Source organism: Phaeobacter sp. B1627, from assembly GCF_006265095.1.
Classification (GTDB): domain Bacteria; phylum Pseudomonadota; class Alphaproteobacteria; order Rhodobacterales; family Rhodobacteraceae; genus Epibacterium.
Map to the genome: position 1 here is coordinate 172,890 of NZ_VCNK01000004.1, position 21,020 is coordinate 193,909.

Annotated in this window: 17 protein-coding genes, 1 other RNA gene and 1 riboswitch; of the genes, 9 read left to right on the forward strand and 9 right to left on the reverse strand. The window is 63.5% G+C overall.

The genetic code is table 11. The annotated features are described in order from the left end of the window. Positions 1–195 precede the first annotated feature (195 nt). The 3 genes from recR to FGE21_RS03105 form a co-directional block, all read right to left on the reverse strand. Entirely contained in the window at positions 196–795 is a 600-nt protein-coding gene (recR, locus tag FGE21_RS03095; protein ID WP_139661558.1) for a recombination mediator RecR, read from the reverse strand. A gap of 288 nt (positions 796–1,083) precedes the next feature. Next, complete coding sequence (locus FGE21_RS03100) at positions 1,084–1,428, reverse strand: YbaB/EbfC family nucleoid-associated protein (protein ID WP_139661560.1); 345 nt, start codon at positions 1,426–1,428, stop codon at positions 1,084–1,086. 194 nt (positions 1,429–1,622) lie between these two features. Next, the gene (locus FGE21_RS03105) at positions 1,623–3,503 is read right to left on the reverse strand and encodes a DNA polymerase III subunit gamma/tau (protein ID WP_139661562.1); all 1,881 of its coding nucleotides are present in this window, start codon (positions 3,501–3,503) and stop codon (positions 1,623–1,625) included. A 246-nt stretch (positions 3,504–3,749) separates the two neighbouring features. On the opposite strand from FGE21_RS03105, the gene FGE21_RS03110 reads away from it, so the two are divergent. Continuing rightward, positions 3,750–4,337: a protein-tyrosine phosphatase family protein gene (locus tag FGE21_RS03110; RefSeq protein ID WP_139661564.1), complete on the forward strand. Its 588-nt coding sequence runs from the start codon at positions 3,750–3,752 to the stop codon at positions 4,335–4,337. Between the two features lie 70 nt (positions 4,338–4,407). Here FGE21_RS03110 and FGE21_RS20290 read toward each other — a convergent pair whose 3' ends face one another. The 3 genes from FGE21_RS20290 to FGE21_RS03125 form a co-directional block, all read right to left on the reverse strand. After that, positions 4,408–4,968, reverse strand: a complete 561-nt coding sequence (locus FGE21_RS20290; protein WP_255731316.1) for a hypothetical protein — start codon at positions 4,966–4,968, stop codon at positions 4,408–4,410. Positions 4,969–5,096: 128 nt separating this feature from the next. After that, positions 5,097–5,338: riboswitch (cobalamin riboswitch) on the reverse strand. A 222-nt stretch (positions 5,339–5,560) separates the two neighbouring features. Further along, positions 5,561–5,659: signal recognition particle sRNA small type (ffs, locus tag FGE21_RS03120), an RNA gene on the reverse strand. Between the two features lie 155 nt (positions 5,660–5,814). Next, positions 5,815–7,713 carry a 5'-nucleotidase C-terminal domain-containing protein gene (locus FGE21_RS03125; protein WP_139661565.1) on the reverse strand — a complete coding sequence of 633 codons (1,899 nt, stop codon included), beginning with the start codon at positions 7,711–7,713 and terminating at the stop codon, positions 5,815–5,817. A 385-nt stretch (positions 7,714–8,098) separates the two neighbouring features. On the opposite strand from FGE21_RS03125, the gene nudC reads away from it, so the two are divergent. Together nudC and FGE21_RS03135 are read left to right on the forward strand one after the other, a co-directional pair. Then, positions 8,099–9,091, forward strand: coding sequence for an NAD(+) diphosphatase (nudC, locus tag FGE21_RS03130; protein ID WP_139661567.1), 993 nt, complete (start codon positions 8,099–8,101; stop codon positions 9,089–9,091). 73 nt (positions 9,092–9,164) lie between these two features. Further along, positions 9,165–9,632, forward strand: coding sequence for an SRPBCC family protein (locus FGE21_RS03135; protein WP_139661569.1), 468 nt, complete (start codon positions 9,165–9,167; stop codon positions 9,630–9,632). A gap of 198 nt (positions 9,633–9,830) precedes the next feature. Here the strand turns inward: FGE21_RS03135 and FGE21_RS03140 are convergent, their stop codons facing one another. Next, positions 9,831–10,661, reverse strand: a complete 831-nt coding sequence (locus FGE21_RS03140) for a prephenate dehydratase (protein WP_139661570.1) — start codon at positions 10,659–10,661, stop codon at positions 9,831–9,833. A 120-nt stretch (positions 10,662–10,781) separates the two neighbouring features. Between FGE21_RS03140 and FGE21_RS03145 the strand changes: the two genes are divergently transcribed. The 5 genes from FGE21_RS03145 to FGE21_RS03165 all read left to right on the forward strand — a co-directional run bounded on the left by FGE21_RS03145 (position 10,782) and on the right by FGE21_RS03165 (position 17,376). Then, positions 10,782–11,282, forward strand: a complete 501-nt coding sequence (locus FGE21_RS03145; protein WP_139661572.1) for a cytochrome c family protein — start codon at positions 10,782–10,784, stop codon at positions 11,280–11,282. Positions 11,283–11,637: 355 nt separating this feature from the next. Then, positions 11,638–13,587, forward strand: coding sequence for an extracellular solute-binding protein (locus FGE21_RS03150; protein ID WP_139661574.1), 1,950 nt, complete (start codon positions 11,638–11,640; stop codon positions 13,585–13,587). A gap of 7 nt (positions 13,588–13,594) precedes the next feature. Further along, positions 13,595–14,683 (forward strand): microcin C ABC transporter permease YejB, encoded by a 1,089-nt coding sequence (locus FGE21_RS03155; protein ID WP_139661575.1) that lies wholly within the window; start codon positions 13,595–13,597, stop codon positions 14,681–14,683. Between the two features lie 3 nt (positions 14,684–14,686). Further along, entirely contained in the window at positions 14,687–15,793 is a 1,107-nt protein-coding gene (locus FGE21_RS03160; RefSeq protein WP_139661577.1) for an ABC transporter permease, read from the forward strand. Next, positions 15,790–17,376 carry an ABC transporter ATP-binding protein gene (locus FGE21_RS03165; RefSeq protein ID WP_139661579.1) on the forward strand — a complete coding sequence of 529 codons (1,587 nt, stop codon included), beginning with the start codon at positions 15,790–15,792 and terminating at the stop codon, positions 17,374–17,376. Before FGE21_RS03160 ends, FGE21_RS03165 begins: the two co-directional genes overlap by 4 nt. Positions 17,377–17,703: 327 nt before the next feature. Here FGE21_RS03165 and hemN read toward each other — a convergent pair whose 3' ends face one another. Continuing rightward, positions 17,704–19,059, reverse strand: a complete 1,356-nt coding sequence (gene hemN / locus FGE21_RS03170) for an oxygen-independent coproporphyrinogen III oxidase (protein ID WP_139661581.1) — start codon at positions 19,057–19,059, stop codon at positions 17,704–17,706. Positions 19,060–19,119: 60 nt separating this feature from the next. Here hemN and fnrL point away from each other — a divergent pair, with 60 nt between their 5' ends. Continuing rightward, positions 19,120–19,863: a transcriptional regulator FnrL gene (gene fnrL, locus FGE21_RS03175; protein ID WP_139661582.1), complete on the forward strand. Its 744-nt coding sequence runs from the start codon at positions 19,120–19,122 to the stop codon at positions 19,861–19,863. A 214-nt stretch (positions 19,864–20,077) separates the two neighbouring features. Here the strand turns inward: fnrL and FGE21_RS03180 are convergent, their stop codons facing one another. After that, entirely contained in the window at positions 20,078–20,917 is an 840-nt protein-coding gene (locus FGE21_RS03180; RefSeq protein ID WP_139661584.1) for a universal stress protein, read from the reverse strand. Positions 20,918–21,020 lie beyond the last annotated feature (103 nt).

The window sequence follows — 21,020 nt, forward strand, 5'->3', positions numbered from 1 at the left end:
TGCGCAGCCGGGCCCAAGGGGATAAGATCCGCCAGGATCGCAAGCCGCGCGGGAGCCCCCCGGCGCGGGCACCGGTGGCCACCTTTGGAGGCTACCTTCGATGGCGGCGCAAATGTCGACGACGAGACCGATAACGCCGGATGTGAGGTTGCCGGTCTGGATGTATGACGGTGTAGATGGGTGACGGTGCCCCGATCAGACTTCCTTGCGCGCCCGCAGAGCCGCAGAGATCGTGCCATCGTCGAGATAGTCCAATTCCCCCCCGATCGGCACGCCCTGCGCAAGTGAGGTCAATTTCACCCGGCCTGTCAGCTGATCGGCAATGTAATGGGCGGTCGTCTGCCCGTCGATGGTGGCATTGAGCGCCAAAATAACCTCGTTCACGCCCTCGGTCGCCACACGATCAACCAATCTCGGAATGCGCAGATCTTCCGGCCCTATGGCATCCAGCGCCGAAAGCGTCCCGCCCAGAACGTGATACCGTCCCTTGAAGACGGCCGCGCGCTCCATCGCCCAGAGATCGGCCACGTCCTCAACAACACAGAGTTCGCCGTTCTCGCGGGCCGGATCCGCACAGAGGGTGCAAATCTCGCTGGTGCCAACGTTGCCGCAGTTCAGGCATTCCCGCGCTGTCTCGGCCACCCGGCTCATGGCATCCGCCAGAGGGGTCAGAACCAATGCACGTTTGCGGATCAGATGCAGCACCGCGCGCCGGGCCGAACGCGGCCCAAGCCCCGGCATCTTCGCCATCAGCGCAATCAGTGTTTCTATCTCGCTCACGTCATGCTCTGCCATCTGTTCATCCTGCTCCGTTTCTATTCGCGCTGGATCTATTCAAGCGCAACCTATTCGCGCCCAACCTGTTCACGCCGGACCTGTTCAAGCCTGGTCGCGGCCGGTTGCAACATGTCGCTCCCGCGCGCTCAGCCCTGCCGTTCGGGCCTCCACGATCCCGGCGCGCAGACGACCCGCGTGAAAAAGGCGACCCGCAGGCCGCCCCTTGTCCAATCTGCCCTCGTCCGATCTCCTGTCCAATCTCTGGATCCAGGACCCAACGTGACCCAAACCGGCCACGGCGCAGCCTCAGAACGGCAGCTTCATATCCTTGGGCAGGCCCAGACCTTCGGTCAGCCGGGTCATCTCATCCTGGGCACGCTCTGCGGCCTTGGCCTGCGCATCCTTGACGGCGGCCAGGATCAGATCCTCGACGACTTCCTTGTCCTCGCCGTTGAAAATGGACGGATCGATGTCGAGCGACTTCAGATCGCCTTTCGCCGATGCCGTTGCCTTGACCAGACCGGCACCCGCCTCGCCCACAACCAGGATATTATGCAGCTCTTCCTGCATCTCACCCATCTTCGATTGCATTTCCTGGGCTTTCTTCATCATCCCGGCCATATCGCCGAGGCCACCAAGACCTTTGAACATATCCTATCACTCCTGATGTCAGGTTTGCTGTGATAGATACGTGCGGCACCGGTCACAGGCAAGGGCAAAGCCCTATTCTTGTCTCCGCAGGCCTTCTGAACGCTCAGATGCGCAGGGCGCGTGCCTGCCCGGGCCGGGAGGCTGCCGCCCGCGCGCCCCTCATACGCGGCGCAGCCTGTCGGCAGGGCATGGCGCTATTCTTCGAACGGGTCCCATTCGTCCTCGACTTCGGGCAGGGCTTCGGCCTGTACCTCGGCTTCCATTTCCTCTGGTGTGCGAATGCGGGTGATCTTCGCTTTTGGGAAATTGGCAAGCACGGCCTGCACCAGCGGATGGGCCGAGGCTGTCTCCCGCAGCGCGTTTGCGGCAGCATCGCGGACCTCGGCAATGGTCGGCGCGTCGCCATCGGGGGAGATCGAGACCACCCAACGGCTGCCGGTCCAGTTCTGCAGCGCGGTTCCCAGTCGGGCCGCCAGATCCTTCGAGGCCTGCGCCGAAGGGGTGAAATCGATCCGCCCCGGCTGGTAGGAGACCAGACGAACGCCGCCCTCCACCTCGACCAGCAGTTTCACGTCGCGGTGCTTGCGGATCAGCTCGATCACATGTTCAAAGCTGGGAAACCGCGCCAGAGCGCTGTCCGGACGCGGAGCCAATGCGGCAGCCTGACCGCCGCCCGTGGCGTTGGTGGCGTTGACGGATCCTGCCGACATGCTCGGTCCGGTGTTGGGGCCACCCTGGGGGGCGCCCTGCGGCGGGGCGGAGGCGTAAGCCGGAGCCCCGCCCCCCCCGCCCGCCGCAGGCGCTCCTCGGCCCGCCGCAGGCGCTGCCATGCCGTGCATGGGCATTCCGCCACCGGGGTGACCGGGACCACCGGTCCCGCCCGGATGAGGAGGCGGGGGCGTATCCTGCAATTTGCGCAGCAGCTCTTCGGGCGAGGGCAGATCGGCCACATGGGTCAGACGTATGATCGCCATCTCTGCCGCCATCATCGCATTGGGGGCGGCGGCGACTTCCTCCAGCGCTTTCAGCAGCATCTGCCACATGCGCGTCAGAACCCGCATGGGCAACCGGCCTGCCATATCCTGGCCACGCGACCGTTCGTCCGGGCTGATGGTCGGGTCCTCTGCCGCATCCGGCGTGATTTTGACAACCGACACCCAATGGGTGATCTCGGCAAGGTCGCGCAGCACCGCCATCGGATCGGCGCCTTCCGCATATTGCGCCGACAGCTCCGTCAGGGCCGCCGCTGCATCGCCGCGCAGGATCATGTCCATCAGGTCGAGAACCCGGCCGCGGTCGGCCAGCCCCAGCATCGCCCGGACCTGCTCGGCCGTGGTCTCGCCGGCGCCATGGGAAATCGCCTGATCCAGCAGGGAGGTCGCATCCCGGGCCGAGCCTTCCGCCGCACGGGTGATCAGCGCCAGCGCGTCTTCGGCGATCTCGGCCGCCTCGGCACTGGCAATCTTGCGGAGCAGCTTGATCATCACCTCCGGTTCAATCCGGCGCAGGTCAAAGCGCTGGCAGCGGGACAGGACTGTCACCGGCACTTTGCGGATCTCGGTGGTGGCAAAGATGAACTTCACATGCGCCGGCGGCTCTTCCAGCGTCTTCAGCAAGGCGTTGAACGCCGAAGTGGAGAGCATGTGGACTTCGTCGATGATATAGATCTTGTAACGCGCCGAGGCCGCACGATAGGCCACGCTGTCGATGATCTCGCGGATGTCCCCGACCCCGGTGCGCGAGGCCGCGTCCATCTCCATCACGTCAACGTGGCGGCCCTCCATGATGGACAGGCAATGCTCGCATTGACCGCAGGGCTCGGTCGTGGGGCCACCGGCACCGTCGGGCCCGATACAGTTCATGCCCTTGGCGATGATCCGCGCGGTTGTCGTCTTGCCGGTGCCGCGAATGCCGGTCATGATAAAGGCCTGCGCGATCCGGTCGGCGGCAAATGCGTTCTTCAGCGTGCGCACCATGGCGTCCTGACCGACCAGATCGGCAAAGGTCTCGGGCCGGTATTTGCGCGCCAGCACCTGATATTGGCCGCTGGATGTCTCGGGGCTTTGCTCGCTCATGAGGGCCTTTCGGATGAACTTGGGGCACAGCAACAGGGCAGCGGCCCGGGATTCGCGTGCGATGATCTGGGTTTTGTGCAAACTACGGCTCAGGACGCTTCTCGTCCACCGCTCTTCCATATTCTGCGTCCCGACAAAGCATTTACGATGCCGGTCAAAAAAGACTACCCGCTGCGGGCATGCGGAGGCTATGGTTACAGGCGTTGTAACGCGGCTTCAACGCGCCGCGCGTTTTGGGGGAATTAAATGGTAAGTGTGTCCGACCTGCAGTCATCAAGCGCCGCCCCGCGCCATGTTCAACGCAAGGCGAAGGCCCGGCCACGGCCCTTGACGCTGCATGCCTTGTCCGTCGGTGAGGGGATCCTCGCGCTCAGCCCGGCACCGGGCGCAGGCGGGGACTACAAGGAAGATCTGCGCCTGATCCGGGAGTGGCGCCCGTCGATCGTGATCACTCTGACCACCCGGGTCGAGCATGTGATCATGGGCGTCGAAACGCTCGGTTCCGACATTCAGGGCCTGGGGAGCCGATGGTTCCATCTGCCGGTCGAAGACTTCCAGATCCCTGATGAGGAAACAGAGGCGCAGTGGAGCCAGGTCAGTCTTCTTGCCCGGCAGGCTCTGTCCGGCGGCGGGCGGGTGCTGGTCCATTGTCGCGGCGGCTGCGGCCGCTCGGGCATGGCGACCCTGCGGCTCATGATCGAGGCTGGCGAAGACCCGGATGCGGCGCTGATCCGCCTGCGCCAGGTCCGGTCCTGCGCCGTGGAAACGGACGAACAGATGGACTGGGCCTGCCGCGCCGCGCTGCAGGTCTCGCCAGTGCCTCCGACCGTCTAGGCCCCCCGACCCGCAGAGGCCCGACCCGCAGAGGCCCGACAGCGCCTGTGTCCCCCGCTCCGGTTTCCCGCTACTGACGCAGGAGGGGGATCGCGGCAGGCGCCAGCGGGCGGGCCTCGCCAAATGCGCGGGGCAGCTCCGCAGCAGAGGCTACGGCCATGGAGATGCTCCCGAATCCGGTGCTGGCCAGGGGACTTGACCGGCCACAGGACGGGGCACCTGACATGGTTCTGGACGGGGCGTCGGGCAGGGCAAGAGGCAAGGCGCCGGGCAATGCACCGGATTCGGGACCGGACTTGGGACCTGACGGGGCTCCGGGCGCTCCGGGCGCTTCGGGCGCCAGCATGGCGTCGGCAAACCGGTCCAATGCGGCCATATCCGTGGTCGCCGCCACATCGCAATACACCCGAATACGGTCGTGACGCGCTGCAAAACGCGCCGGGCAGGCCTTCTCGCAGCCGTCAAGCCGACTCTCTCCGGTGATCTCAAAATCCTCCCGGGTCACGGTCCGCGCCTTGTCCAGCGCCCCTGCAAGGGCGCGCAGCATGCGCTCGGCGGCAGGGCAGGGGCGCCCCAGATGCAGGCAGGTGGTGGCCACAAAGTCGTGGGTTGATGTGATGTCTTCGGTCATCGCGCCCTCCGCGCAGGTGATGCAGCAGGCGGACGGCATTGCACGGACAGAGATCCCGAGGGGCTGGGTGGTGCAGTTCACAGGCCACGCGCAACCATCGGTCCCCCACCAGGGCGCCCCGCCCGAGTTCAGGTTTCAACGTCGATGGCAGGTCTCCTGACTTGCGGGTCGCTGCGTGCCGGTCCTTCCCGGCCCTGCGCCCCGAGGGCACATCTATGGCCAGTGGTCATACCGGGTTGCTCGCCGCTTACAGTTGCGGGGGCAGTCATGGACTTGGCTCTGAGGGCATATTCCAGAGCCGCACCATGTTCCCTTTTCATCCCGCACCACCACATCTTGGGGTTTGGGAACCATCGTCTACATGGGTAGCTGGCCGGTGCTTGAGTCGTCAACGGGATCTTTGCTTCCCGCTCGGTCTCGCAATGGATCAGCGCAGAGGCCCCCGGCCGTGCAACAGGGGATCGGGTCTGATCCGCATGCCGCTGGGTTTGACGCAGGGTTTGATGTGGGGTGTGACGTGGGGATTGAGGTGGGGATTGAGGTGGGGAGGGGGGCGGAAACACAAAACCCCGCCAGAGGCGGGGCTTTGATGAAGTGAGAGGCTGGACATCGACCCAAGTGGGACTCGTTGTGGCTGCTTCCTTCCGGACCTGACCAGGTTGGCGAGGCACTTGCCCGCGCCAACCCCTCGAATCCCGATATAGGGAAGTGATATAAAAATGACAACCGCTGTGCTGCTGTTTTGCCTTCGCTGTGTGCCGGTCATGACGTGGCCTGTTTGATCAGACGGGCAAGACGATCAAAGCGACGGGTCGATCAAAGGGGCAGGCCGTTCAAAGGGGCCGATCACAGCGAAAGGCGCAGCGACAGAAAGCCGTTTTCGGTCACTTCGGCGCTGGCACCGATGGCCTCGGGCAGATCGTGCAGAAAAGCGCGGGCGCCGGGGCCGGTCAGCGCGATTGCCTCGACCCCCAGATCGGGGCTGAAGCGCCAGGGATAGGGCTGCGCGGCCAAAGGGTCCCGCGGAAGGTTGCCGCTGACATAGGCGGCGATCGCCTCGCGGACCATTTGCGGCGGAATCGGCACCAGCGGCGCATTGCTCAACATGCGGAAATTGCCGCCTCCGCTGCTGCGGTAGCTGTTGAACGCGACGGCGAACTGCTGCCCCGGCCGGATCGGTTCGCCCTGCCAGCGCAGGTTGCGGATCCGGCCTTCTGTTTCATGTGGTTCGGGGGTGGTCCTCTGGCCCTCGGCATCAAAAACCGCTGGCACCGTAGGGTCAATCTCATACTCCAGCCCGAAGATGACATCAAAGTTATGTCCCGCGCGCTCCGGATTGGCCAGCAGGGCGGCAGGGCTGTCGGGGACTGGGCTGTTGGGGGCGGGGCTGAGGTGATTGAAGAACCCGGCCGACATTTCCAGCCAGTCGCGCAATCCCGCATCGTCAATGACGATGCACCGCAGCTCGTTGGGATAGCTGTAGAGGTCGGCCACATGGCGGCGGGACAGGACGCCTGCCGGCACATCGGTATAGTTGCGCGGCCCCGCGCGGCCGCCGAATTTGGCCGGCGCCACGGCCGACAGAAGCGGCAGATTGGCCCTGTCGGATACGGCGAGGGCGGGGCGGACCGCTGCGGCCTGGGCGGCGGCATTGAGCGCCAATGCCCGGTCCTGTCCAAAGAAGGTGAAATAGGAATGCTGCGGCGCGGGCACTTGTCCGACCGGTTCCGCCATCACCGTCCGGGTGCGCACATGGGCCGCGGCCAGCCCGCCGACCAATGCGGGGGCTTCAGGGACCAGCGGCACCACGCCCCCGGGGGTGCGGATGCTGACAGCCCGCAAGCCGCAACCGGCATCGACGATGGTCCAGCGCCCCTCGCGCAGCTCCAGCGACAGATCGATCACCCCTAGGTGCGAGCCGCCGGATCCGGGCATCACGACCGGAATGCCAAGGTCTTCGTCCGGCCCGTCCTCTGTGGGCAAAAGCAGATGCGTATGGCCCCCGACTGCCGCATCGACGCCCGGCAGGGCCGTGATCGGTCGCAGGGCGTTTTCCATCAACGCAGTGGGCTTGGCCGCGCCCAGCCCGGTATGGGCCAGCGCAACGATCACATCGGCTCCGGCGGCGCGCAGGCTGGCGACACAGTCGCGGGCGCAGTCGACCATATCGCCGATTTCGACCCGCCCCTGCAGGTGGTCTGCGTCCCACATCATGGTCTGGGGCGGCAGGACCGAGAACAGGCCGATGCGGACCGGGGGCGTATCCGCGCCGGATCCGGGCAGCCGACGCGACAACACAAGCTGGCGACGCACCGGGAGATCGGGCGTCGTCCCGACCGTGCGCAGGTTGGAACAGATCGCAGGGCAGGGCAATGCCATCAGCGCCTGCGTCAGGACATTCAGACCAAAGTTGAATTCGTGATTGCCCAGCCCCACCGCGTCATAGCCCAGCAGCTCAAAGGCCTGAACAGCAGGCGGCGCATTGCCCTGTACCCGGGTTTCAGCCTCTGCCAGGGGTGTGCCCTGCAGCCAGTCGCCATTGTCCAGCAGCAGCGATATCCCTGCCTCTGCTTCGATCTCCGCCCGTGCCTGCGCGATCAGGCTGCCGGTGCGGCTCAGGCCGAACCCGGGGTTGGGGGCATCCGCGTAATAATCATGGCTGAGCAGATTGCTGTGCACATCCGAGGTGGCCAGCAGCCGCAAACGGCCTGCCTTTCTCGTCTTTCCGTTGCTGGCGCGCTTCATCGCTGCTGCACCAAAACTGGTCCCGTCATCTTATGCCATTCTGGTCGTTGGGTGGCGCGGAAGTCTGCTTCGCAGAGACAGAACTTTCGGCGCGTCCAATTGGTTAACAAGGAGAAGAGCAGGCTTGCGGCGGTGGCGGAACCCCCTCTTTCAGGTTTTTTTCAGAAATTGCGAATTGTGGCATTTATGCTTGAGTCAGCCTCTGGAATACGGCATCGCCTGTGGAGCGCGCCCCCGCGACCGGACGGATCCTGGGTCGGAAATGCACGAGGCAACGGCGTGTCGGCCACAGGTGCATGACAGGGGTGCGGGCAAGACAGGCGCGGGCAAGACAGGGGCGCGGCCATGACAGCGGCGCGCGGGCAGGAATGAAGGGACGACAGCGATGAAACGGGCAGAGCAGGTCACATTTGGCGGCAGCGGTCTGGATCGTGCGGCGCATCTGCGCACCGATCCCGATGCTCTGGACGCGCTTTGGCATGCGGAGGGGGAACGGGCGGCTCTGGTGCTGCTGTTCTGGCGCGGCAAGCCGCTCTGCCTGCGACCGGAGGCGGCCGGTTCTGCCGAAGGTCTGGCACCGGTGGCCGCCACCCATAATCTGGTGGCGGGCCAACGGGATCAGGCCCTGTTCCTGGGCTGCACCGAGACAGGCGCCGGATATTTTGCCGTCGACATCAGCGATTGGGACCCGGAAGATACGGATCTGTCGACGCTGAACACCTTTCTCGATCCCAGCGAACAGCGCCACCCGGATCTGCCCGATGCATGCGTGTTTTCCGAGCTGCGCCGGGTCATGACCCTGCTCACCCCGCGTGAGGCGGAACTGGCGACCACCGCCAAGGCAATGCTCAGCTGGCATGACAGTCACCGGTTCTGCGCCCGCTGCGGAGACCCGAGCCGGATCGAGCAGGCAGGCTGGCAACGCCGCTGCGACAGCTGTTCCGGCGCCCATTTCCCGCGCACGGATCCGGTCGTGATCATGTTGATCACCCGGGGCGACAGGGTGCTCCTGGGGCGGTCTCCCGGCTGGCCGGATGGGATGTATTCGCTGCTCGCAGGCTTTGTCGAACCGGGAGAGACCATGGAAGCGGCCGTGCGGCGGGAGGTTTTGGAGGAGGCAGGCATCAGGGTCGGCCCTGTTGCCTATCTCGCCAGTCAGCCCTGGGCCTTTCCGATGTCGCTGATGCTCGGCTGCCACGGGCAGGCCCTGAACGATGAGATCAGGATCGACCCCGCCGAAATCGAGGAGGCCTTCTGGCTCAGCCGTCAGGAGGTCATGGATGTCTTTGCCGGTCAGCACCCAAAGGTTCAACCGCCGCGAAAAGGTGCAATTGCCGGTTTTCTGCTGGAAAACTGGGTTGCGGATACACTCGGGTAACCGCCATAGGCTATAGTGGAAATCAGAGGTCGTCCGAACGCGCGCGGGCGACCGGAAACGGAGCAGGCCAATCATGCATTTCGAAACCAGGGAAGACATCGATAGCCCGATCGAGACGATGTTCGCGGCGGTCACGGATTTTGAGACCTTCGAACGGTCTGCGCTGCGGCGCGGGATCGAGGTGCAACGCAAGAGCGGCTCCGCCGAGGCCATCAGCGAGCTGGCCTGGGACGTGGGGTTTGAATTCCGTGGCACCAAGCGCGAGATGCAGCTCTCCGTTGCGGAGTGCGACGCGCCGACCTCGATCACTCTGGTCGCGTCCGGCAACGGCATGACCGGCGAGATGAAGGTTGACCTGCTGGCGCTGTCACCACGGCGGACGCGTATGACTGTCCGGATCGAACTGTCGCCCAAGACCCTGGCCGCCCGCCTGCTGGTGCAATCTCTGAAACTGGCGCGCAACAAGCTGAACCGCAAATTCAGCCAGCGGGTTGCCGAATTTGCCCGGATGGCGGCAGAGGGGCGGGATCTCACCGCCTGATGACGTCACTGCCCGGGAACGGCTCGCCAGTCCTATGGCGCGGGGCCTGTGTCGCCGGTCCTGTGTCGCCGGTCCTGCCCCCGTTGCCGTTTCCCGTACTGTCATCAGTCCTGGCCCGGGGCCTGTCCGAGCGCCTGCCCGAGGACTGCCACCAGTCACCACTGACCAGTCACCAGTCGCGGGTCATCCGGGCCGCCCTCACCGCTTGCGGTCCGCCGGGTAGGTGCCGAGAATCTCCACATTGGTGGTGAAATAGGCCAGCTCGTCCATCGCACGCTTCACGTTTGCATCCTCCGGGTGGCCGTCGATATCGGCATAAAACTGGGTCGCGGTGAAGGAGCCGCCGACCATATAGCTCTCCAGCTTGGTCATGTTGACGCCATTGGTCGCAAAGCCCCCCATGGCCTTGTAGAGCGCGGCGGGAATGTTGCGGACCTCAAACACAAAGCTGGTAATCATGCCGTTTTCGCCGCGGCGGCTGTCGTCGGCATCGCGTGACATGATCAGGAACCGGGTGGTGTTGTTGCCCTGGTCCTCGATGTGGCGGGCCAGAACGTTCAGCCCGTAGATTTCGCCGGCCAGCTCCGAGGCAAGGGCGGCCTGGGATGGGTCGCCAAGTTCGGCCACTTCGCGGGCGGCCCGGGCATTGTCGGGGCTGATCCGGCCGCGAATGTCATGATCCTGCAGGAATTTCGAACATTGCGGCAGCAGCACCAGATGAGAATGCGCCTCGCGGACCTCGTCCAGGGTCGCGCCCGGAACACCAAGCAGGTTGATATGCACCCGAACGAATGCCTCGTCGATGATCTTCAGCCCGGAATGGGGCAGCAGGCGGTGAATATCGGCGACGCGCCCGTAGGTGGTGTTCTCCACCGGCAGCATCGCCAGTTCCGCTTCTCCGGAGCGCACGGCGCTGATCGCGTCCTCAAATCCGCGACAGGGCAGCACCTCCATTTCGGGCCGTTTGTTGCGGCAAGCTTCGTGGCTGTAGGAGCCCAACTCGCCCTGGATCGCGATTTTCTGTCTCATGTCTGCGTCATCTTTGCAAAAACTTGGGGAATTGGTCGTTTAGTCGCGGTGTCTATACCTTGCCAGTTGTAAGGGGAAGCCTTAGACAGCCAACGAGACAGCTGAAATGGACTCGCTATCATGTTTGACACGATGACTCTCACCAAGGCGACTGCAGGCTTCTGCGGCGCGTTTCTTGTGTTCCTTCTGGGCAAATGGGTTGCAGAGGAACTCTACCATGTTGATGCACACGGCGAGGCGTCTTACGTCATCGAAGTTGCGGATGCGGGTGGAGCAAGCGACGAGCCCGAAGTCGACTTTGCAACGCTGATGGCAGAGGCCGATGTCGAAAAGGGCGCCAAAGTCTTCCGCAAATGCTCCGCCTGCCACAAGATCGACGGCACCGATGCCACCGGCCCCCACCTCGATGGTGTTGTTGGCCGCGAGCAGGGCGGTGTTGCGGGCTTTGGCTACTCGAGCGCCCTGGGCGGCCTGAGCGATGTCTGGACTCCCGAGCATCTGAACGATTTCCTGACGAAACCTTCTGCCTATGCGCCGGGCACCAGCATGTCCTTTGCCGGGCTGAAGAAGATCGGCGACCGGGTCGACCTGATCGCCTATCTGGACAGCCTCGGCAACTGACCGGATCTCGGGCCATAGAGCTCTGGCCAGCGAACTCGGGCCAGCGAACTCTGGCCTGTGAACTCTGGCCCGTACCAGGCTCATACCGGTGCAATGTGAAAACGGCCGTGGCGGATGCTGCGGCCTTTTTTGTGTCCTCAGGGGGCGGCGGTCAGCGGGCCCGTCGCCTGTCGTACCCGGAGCCTGTCGTGCCCGTTGCAGAGTGAAACCGGTGAACTTTGACTTTCATTTCACCGCCAATTCATCGCGAGTGCGAAATCTCGGCTTGAAACTCAAGCGGTCCGACATTTACCTTGATATACAATACGAAAAGGCGCCCTCCGGCCGGCGCCGCATAAGTTAGGGGATACAGCAGATGACCGACAGACGTATGCATGCAAGGGCAAAGGCAGTTGTATCCCCGCGGGACCTCTCGTGGATCCGCGCGGCTTTCGGCGCCGGTCTGGTGTCGGTCGCGGCGCTGATGGCCAGCACCTGGGCCGCGCGCGGCGCCGAAGAGGAAACGATCCGGAGCCACGGCTATTCTTTTTACGGCGATCTCGCCTATCCGGCGGATTTTCCGCATTTCGACTACGTCAATCCGGACGCGCCCAAGGGCGGCGAGATCTCCATCGCCTTTGTCGGGACGCTCGACAGCATGAATCCCTATTCGGGCAAGGGCCGGGCGCATCTGTTTTCCGTCTACCCCTACGAGAGCCTGCTGGGCGAAGCGCCTTCCGCCAGCGTGCCGGCAGATGTCTATGGTCAGGCCTACTGCCTGCTCTGCGAAAGCGTCGAATACCCGGAGGACAAAAGCTGGGTGATCTTCCATATGCGGCCCGAAGCGCGGTTTTCAGACGGCTCGCCGGTGACGGCGCATGATGTCGCCTTCAGTCACAATCTGCTGCTTGATCAGGGGCTCAAATCCTATGCCGAGGCGGTGCGCAAGCGGATCCCAAAGGTCGAGGTGATCGACGATCTGACGATCAAATTCTACTTTGCCGAAGGTCTGTCGCGGCGCAGCATGATCGAACAGGTGGGCGGGGTGACCGTCTGGTCGAAGAAATGGTTCGACGAAACCGGCCAGAAGCTGAATGAGACCTGGATCGAAGGGCCGACAGGCTCCGGCCCCTATGTCATCGACGAAATCGACCTGTCGCGCCGTATCGTGCTGAAACGCAACCCGGACTATTGGGGCAAGGATCTCGCGATCAACGCCGGGCGCAACAATTTCGATACCATCCGGCTGGAGATCTTTGCCGATGACACCGCCGCCTTCGAGGCGTTCAAGGCGGGCGAATATACCTTCCGCGCCGAGGGCGACAGCAAGAAATGGGCGACCGGATACGACTTTCCCAAGGTCGCCAATGGCTACATCAAACGCGAAGAGCTGACCGATGGGTCTCCGCCGACGCCTACGGGAATCATCTTCAATCTCGGCTCGGCGAAACTCGGAGATTCGCGTGTCCGTGAGGCTCTGGCGCTGGCGTTCAACTTCGAATGGTCGAATGAGAGCCTCCTCTACGGTCTGTTCCAGCGCCGCTCCTCCTATACGCAGGACACACCGCTGATGGCTGTCGGTCTCCCCGAAGGGGCGGAGCTGGAGCTGCTGAAGGGCCTCGGCGATCTGGTGCCGCCGGAGATGCTGACCGAGGAAGTCCACGTGCCGCCCGCCTCCGACGCCGCCCGCCTGTTTGATCGCCGCAACGCGCGCATGGCCGCCAAGCTTCTGGACGAGGCCGGATATCCGGTGGGCGATGATGGCAAGCGGGTGGGGCCGGATGGCGAAGCCTTCGAGCTTGAATTCCTGTTCTCCTCCTCCTCGTCTCCGACCACCCGCTCGGTGATGGAGAACTACGTGGCCAATCTCGACAGTCTGGGCGTTGCGGTCAAATTCGACGTGGTCGATACCGCGCAATACACCAGCCGCCAGCGCGCGCGGGACTATGATATGGTGGTCGACAGCTATGCGGCCTTCCTCGGCACCGGCACCGGTCTGGCGCAATACTACGGCTCCGAGGCGGCGGAGTTTTCCCTGTTCAATCCCGCAGGTCTCGCCTCACCATTGGTGGACAGCATCATCGACATCTCTCTGCAGGCCCAGACCCGCGAGGAGGAAGAGGCCAGTCTGAAGGCGCTTGACCGGGCGTTGCGGTTCGAATTTGCCATGATCCCGCTGTGGTACAATCCGGACCATTGGGTGGCCTATTATGACCAGTACGAACATCCGGAGACGATCCCGCCCTACGCGCTTGGCTATCTCGATTTCTGGTGGTCCAACGAGGAAAAGGCCAAAGCGCTGCGCGATGCCGGCGCGCTGAGGTGATCGGCTGATGCTGAACTACATTCTGCGCCGCCTGCTGCTGGTGATCCCGACGCTGATCGGCATCATGGTGGTGAACTTCGCGCTGGTGCAATTTGTCCCCGGCGGGCCGGTCGAGCAGATGATCGCCCGGCTGGAGGGGGGCGGCGACGTCTTCAGCGGCTTTTCGGGGGCCACCAATGATGCGGGCGCGGAAACCGCAGGCCAGGCCGAGAGCCAATACGCCGGGGCCCGGGGCCTGCCGCCCGAGTTCATCGAGGAGCTGGAGCGCGAGTTCGGCTTTGACAAACCGCCGTTGCAGCGCTTTCTCAATATGATGCTGAACTATGTGCAACTGGATTTCGGCGAGAGTTATTTCCGCAATATCAGTGTGATAGATCTGGTGCTGGAGAAGATGCCGGTCTCGATCTCGCTGGGGCTGTGGTCGACGCTGATCGCCTATATGATCTCGATCCCGCTCGGTGTGAAAAAGGCGCTGCGCGATGGCAGCCGGTTCGACAGCTGGACCAGTGCGGTGATCATCGCCGCCTATGCCATTCCCGGCTTCCTGTTCGCGATTCTGTTGCTGGTACTGCTGGCGGGCGGGTCCTACTGGCAGATCTTTCCGCTGCGCGGCCTGACCTCCGAGAATTGGGACCAGCTCAGCCTGCTGGGCAAGATCGGCGATTATTTCTGGCATATCACCCTGCCGATCGTGGCCTCGACGATCTCGGCCTTCGCGACGCTGACCCTGCTGACGAAGAACTCCTTTCTCGACGAGATCAAGAAACAATATGTGATGACCGCGCGCGCCAAGGGGCTGACCGAAAACCGGGTTCTCTATGGCCATGTGTTCCGCAATGCGATGCTGATCGTGATCGCGGGCTTTCCCGGGGTGTTCATCTCGATCTTTTTCTCCGGCTCGCTGATCATCGAGACGATCTTTTCGCTCGACGGGCTGGGCCGACTGGGGTTCGAGGCCGCCGTGGCGCGGGACTATCCCATCGTCTTTGGCACGCTCTTCATCTTTGGCCTGATGGGGCTTGTGGTGGGGATCCTGTCGGACATCATGTATGTGCTGGTCGATCCGCGCATCGACTTTGAAAAGAGAGAGGGCTGAGCAATGGCACTGTCCCCCCTCAACCAGAGGCGCTGGAACAACTTTCGCAAGAACCGCCGGGCGCTCTGGTCGCTGCGGATTTTCGTGGTGCTGTTCGGCCTGTCGCTGATGGCCGATGTGCTGGCCAATGACAAACCGATCCTGATCAACTACCGGGGCGACTATTTCACCCCGATCTGGACCTTCTACCCCGAGACCGATTTCGGCGGCGACTTCCAGACCGAGGCCGTCTATCGCGACCCGGAGGTCAAATGCCTGATCGCATCGGGCGGCGCCCTTGACTGTTTCGACGATCCCGACGGCATTCTGGCCGAGATCGACGCGGGCTCCTATCAGGCAGAGGACTTCCACAAGGGCTGGGCGCTCTGGCCGCCGATCCCCTATAGCTTCGACACTCCGGTGGACCGTCCCGGCGCGGCACCCCTGCCGCCCAATGGCCAGAACTGGCTGGGCACCGATGATACCAAACGCGATGTGCTGGCGCGGGTGATCTACGGGTTCCGCCTGTCGATTGTCTTCACATTGATCGTCACCGGGATCTCGACGCTGATCGGCATCTTTGCCGGGGCCATACAGGGGTTCTTTGGCGGCTGGCTGGATCTGATTTTCCAGCGGGTGATTGAAATCTGGTCCGCGACGCCGACGCTCTATGTGATCATCATCATGTTTGCGATCCTCGGGCGGGGGTTCTGGCTGCTGGTGTTTCTCATGGTGCTGTTCAGCTGGACCTCGCTGGTGGGCGTCGTGCGGGCCGAATTCCTGCGCGCCCGCAATCTGGAATACGTGCGCGCGGCGCGGGCGCTGGGGGTCGGCAACATGACCATCATGTTCCGCCACATGCTGCCGAATGCGATGGTCGCGACGCTGACCATGCTGCCTTTCATCGTCACCGGCACCATCGGCACGCTGGCGGGGCTGGATTTCCTCGGCTTTGGCCTGCCGTCCTCGGCCCCCTCGCTGGGCGAGATGACCCTGCAGGCCAAGCAGAACCTGCAGGCGCCCTGGCTCGCCTTCACCGCGTTTTTCACCTTTGCCATCATGCTCTCGCTGCTGGTCTTCATCTTTGAAGGCGTGCGGGATGCGTTTGATCCGAGAAAGACCTTTTCATGACTGCCATCCTTCAGGTCAAAGATCTGCGCGTCTCCTTTCGCCAGGACGGTCGGATCACCGAGGCAGTCCGGGGCGTGTCCTTTTCGGTTGCCCGCGGCGAGACGGTCGCGCTGGTCGGGGAATCGGGCTCCGGCAAATCGGTGTCTGCCCTGTCCACGGTGCAGCTTTTGGGGGACAGCGCCATCGTCGAGGGCTCCGTCACCTATGACGGGCAGGAAATGATCGGCGCCGATGAACGGACCCTGCGCGGGGTGCGTGGCAACGATATCTCCTTCATCTTCCAGGAGCCGATGACCTCGCTCAATCCGCTGCATTCGATTGAAAAACAACTGGGAGAGGCGTTGGCCCTGCATCAGGGGGTGACCGGTGATGCCGCCAGGCGCCGCATTCTCGATCTGTTGCACAAGGTCGGGATCCGGGACGCCGAAAGCCGCCTCGGCGCCTATCCGCACCAGCTCTCCGGTGGCCAGCGCCAGCGGGTGATGATCGCCATGGCGCTGGCCAATAAACCCGATGTCCTGATTGCCGATGAACCGACCACGGCGCTTGATGTGACGATCCAGGCGCAGATCCTCGACCTTCTGGCCGAGCTGAAGGCCAGCGAGGGAATGGGACTTTTGTTCATCACCCATGATCTGTCGATCGTGCGGCGGATCGCCGACAGGGTCTGCGTGATGAAATCGGGGGAAATCGTCGAGGAAGGCCCGACGGCCGAGCTCTTTGCCAACCCGCAGCACCCCTACACGCAAAAACTGCTGGCGGCAGAACCTTCGGGGCGTCCGGCGCCTATTCCGCCGGATGCGGCCGAGCTGGTCTCCACCCGCGATCTCAAGGTCTGGTTTCCGATCCAGCGCGGCTTGCTGAAACGCACCGTCGGCCATGTGAAGGCGGTGAACCCGATGTCGCTCTCGGTCCGCGCGGGCGAGACCCTCGGCATCGTGGGCGAGTCGGGATCTGGAAAGACCACGATGGCGCTGGCGATCATGCGCCTGATCGCATCAGAGGGCGAGGTGCGGTTTCAGGGGCGTGATCTGCGGCAAGGGTCCACGCGGGAGCTGCGGCATCTGCGCAAGGATATGCAGATCGTGTTTCAGGATCCCTTCGGCTCGCTCAGCCCGCGGATGACCTGCCAGCAGATCATTGCCGAAGGGCTCGCCATTCACGACATCGATCAGCATCGGAAACCCCGGGATCTGGTCGTCGAAGTGATGGAGGAGGTTGGGCTCGATCCTGCCGCCATGGACCGCTACCCGCATGAGTTTTCCGGCGGCCAGCGGCAGCGGATTGCCATCGCAAGGGCCATGGTCTTGCGGCCGAAGCTGGTGGTGCTGGACGAGCCGACCTCGGCGTTGGATATGACGGTTCAGGTGCAGATCGTGGATCTTCTGCGCGATCTGCAGGCGCGCTACGGGCTTGCCTATCTGTTTATCAGTCACGACCTCAATGTGGTGCGGGCCATGTCGCATGAAATCATGGTGATGAAAGCCGGCGATGTCGTGGAACGCGGCCCGGCGGACGAGATTTTCGCGGCGCCGAAACAGGCCTATACGCAAAGCCTGCTGTCGGCTGTGACAGCTGGGTGAGCCTTCAGGCTTTGGTCATGAAATCATAGATCTATGCGTTCGCGGATGTGGCAACGCCCAGAAAAAGTATCAGGGAGCCTGACCCATTGTTTCGTGTGCGAAACAATGGGTCAGCTGTATTGACCTTTCGGCAGGCCGCGGCATCAGGCCGTATGTAGCAGGGTATTTGACAGGTACTTTGACAGGGTGTTTCACACATGCGTCATGGGCCGCAGCCCATCGGGTTTCTTGCGGCGCGTCCGGTGCAGAGGGGGGGCTCCCGCCCGTCTCAGAGGCATTGAAATGCCACTTCGCCCGTTGGGCCGGGCGCCGCTTGCGCGGCGCGGGTCAGATCGCCGAGCTGTGACCTGCTTTGCTGAGGTCATAGGTGTCAAAATGGCGGGCGATCATACGCGTCAGGGGGCGGGCTTCGGCGCGCAGAGAGAGGCCTTCCTTGCCAACCTCCACCATTGCGGGAAAGGCCTCATCCACGCCGCGAAACAGCGCATTCAGGCGGTCCGCATCGATTGCGTGATGCGACAGGATCTCATCCGACGAGATGGCGAAGTCGCACATCAGGGCTTCGATCATGCGGCCGCGCAGGCGGTCCTCACCGTCAAAGACGTGACCGCGCGTGGTGGAGAACTGCCCCGCGCGCACGGCTTTGGTATAGGCCGAGGTGGAGGGGGCATTCTGGGCATAACCTTCGGGGAACCGCGAAATCGACGAGGCCCCGAGACCGATCAGCACATCGGCCTGATCATCGGTATAGCCCTGGAAATTGCGCCGCAGGGCACCGGTCCGCGCGGCGGTGGCGAGGCCATCATGGGAGGCCGCGAAATGATCAATCCCGATCTCCTCATAGCCATCCCACAGAAACAGGCGCCTGGCGGTGTCAAAGAGGCGGAGCCGGTCCGGTGGGCTCGGAAGCGCCTCCGAGGGGATCATGCTCTGCCGACGCGCCATCCAGGGGACATGGGCATAGCCATAGAGCGCGACCCGGTCCGGAGACAGGGACAGGAGTTTCTGTACGCTCTCGGTCATCCGCGCCCGCGTCTGATCGGGAAGACCAAAGAGGATATCCGCATTGAGGCTCCTGATGCCGCGGTCGCGGATCATCTCCACTGCGTCGCGGGTGAGTTCGAAGGGCTGGATGCGGCCGATCGTCTCCTGGATGCCGGGGTCAAAATCCTGAACGCCGATGGAGGCCCGGGTCAGCCCGGCTGCGGCCAGCGCGTCGAGGCGGGGCGCGTCAATCTCATTCGGGTCGATTTCCACCGAAAACTCGCCGTCCGGAGCCATCGGAGCAACGGCAAAGATCGCCTCGGCCAGTTCGGTCATCATCTCAGAGGTCAGCAGCGTCGGCGTGCCGCCGCCCCAATGCAGCCGGGACAGACGGACGCCCGCCGGCAGGTGGCGTGCCAGCAGAGCGATTTCCTGCTTCAGGACCTGCAGATAGGCCTGGACGGGCGCGCTGGATTGCGTGCCCTGGGTGCGGCAGGCGCAGAACCAGCACAGCCTCCGGCAGAACGGAACATGCAGGTAGAGGGAGATCTCCGTTCCGGGGGCAATGGCGCTGATCCAGTTGATAAACTGATCCTGCCCCAGCTCCGGAGTGAAGTGGGGGGCGGTGGGGTAGCTTGTGTAGCGCGGGACTTTTGCGTCGAAAAGTCCAAGTCGCGCCAATTGAGAATCTTCAATCATCCGGATAGGGTAGGGCGATAATTCGGTGTCATCCTTGACACAGATCAACCCGAGGTGCGTATGCCCGTTGCCCAGTTACAGTCGCTTCAGTGTTCCGATTGTCCAATTCGCCACCGCGCGGTCTGTGCCCGGTGCGAGGCGGATGAGCTCGAAGCGCTGAACGTCATCAAATATTACCGCAGCTTTCAGGCAGGGCAGCCGGTGATCTGGTCCGGCGATCAGATGAACTTTGTCGGTTCTGTCGTCTCGGGGATCGCGACGCTGACCCAGACGATGGAAGACGGGCGGACGCAGATGGTCGGTTTGTTGCTGCCCAGCGATTTTGTCGGCCGTCCGGGACGATCCGGGGCCGCCTATAATGTGGTGGCGACCACGGATGTGGTGATGTGCTGTTTTCGCAAGAAACCGTTCGAGGAGCTCATGGCGCGGACCCCGCATATCGCGCACCGGCTGCTTGAGATGACGCTGGACGAGCTGGATGCGGCGCGCGAGTGGATGCTGGTTCTGGGGCGCAAGACCGCACGCGAGAAAATCGCAAGCCTGTTGTTGATACTGGCACGGCGCGATGTCTCACTCGGGGCGGATGAGCGGATCGGCGGGGCGCTCAGTTTCGATCTCAAACTCACCCGTGAGGCGATGGCGGACTATCTCGGGCTGACGCTGGAAACGGTGAGCAGGCAGATCTCGGCCCTGAAGAAGGCGGGCGTGATCATACTGGAGGGCAAGCGGCACGTCATTGTCCCGGATATGCGCCGTCTCATCGAAGAGGCCGGCGACGACAGCGACGGTGGGCTGGTGGGCTGAGGTCCTTCTGTTGAGGCATCAGTCGGTAGAAGGGGGCGCCGCATGGCCAGGGGCCATGCGGCGCGCAGCCTGCCCCGGAAGGGGCAGGCTGCCAAGCCCAAGCCGCTCAGGTGTGGGCTGACCGAAGGTCAGGCAACCCGGGGGCGCGGGAGCTCCACCCGATCAATGTATCTGCGGCCTCCTGACGGACAGCCGATGGCCATCCTGCCCCTGTTCAATGCGCCATCAGCACCGGCAGGGTGCTGTGTTCCAACATGTTGCGGGTGGTGCCGCCAAGGATGGATTCGCGCAGGCGCGAATGACCATAGGCGCCCATCACGATCAACTCTGCGCCGCTGTCCAGCGCATGGCGGCGCAGCACGTCTGAGACGCGCGGCAGGGTCTTGCTGAGCACATCCACCTCGCAAGCGACCCCATGACGCGCCAGCATCTGGCAGAGCATGCCACCGGGGTCGGATCGTTCGATCCCATGCTGCGGCGGGTCAATGACTGCAATCCGAACCAGATCTGCGGATTGCAGCAGGGGCAGCGCTTTGCGTACGGCGGTCAGCGCCTCTATGCTCTCATCCCAGGCGACCAATACGGTTTTCAAACGCTCCGGCAACAGCTGCCCTTCGGGTAGCGCAAGCACCGGGGTGCGGGCTGCGAACAGCGCTGCTTCGACAATGATCTCCGCCTCGGGCCCCTGATCCTTGCCGTAGGGCAAATCGGAGATCACCAGATCGCAGAACCGTGCATGATGCGAGATCACCCGCGTCAGATCGCCCAGTGGTGCCAAGGCCGTCGCGACCGCGAAGGGCACGCCGCTGGCGCGCAGCCGGGTCTCTGTGTCGGCTTCGACCTCCTGCATCTCGGCCCGGGCGCGATCTAGCATCGAGGTGATCGCGATCGCCGTGGCGCTGGCATCATAGTAACCGACCTGGGTACGGTCGACGCCGAGGCAGAGCACATCAAGGTGACCGTCATGACGCCGCACCAGCGCCTCGGCCTGGGCCAGCGCCGTGCTGCCTCCCTCCGGAGTGGCGCGAACGGTGAGAAGAGTTTTGTAGGTCATGATCTTGCCCTTTCTGCAGGCGGGGACTGTCAAAACACCGCACGGCGCGGCGTGTGTCGCAAGAAGTCATGACATAACCCCGGTTCGCCTATCTTGATGCAGA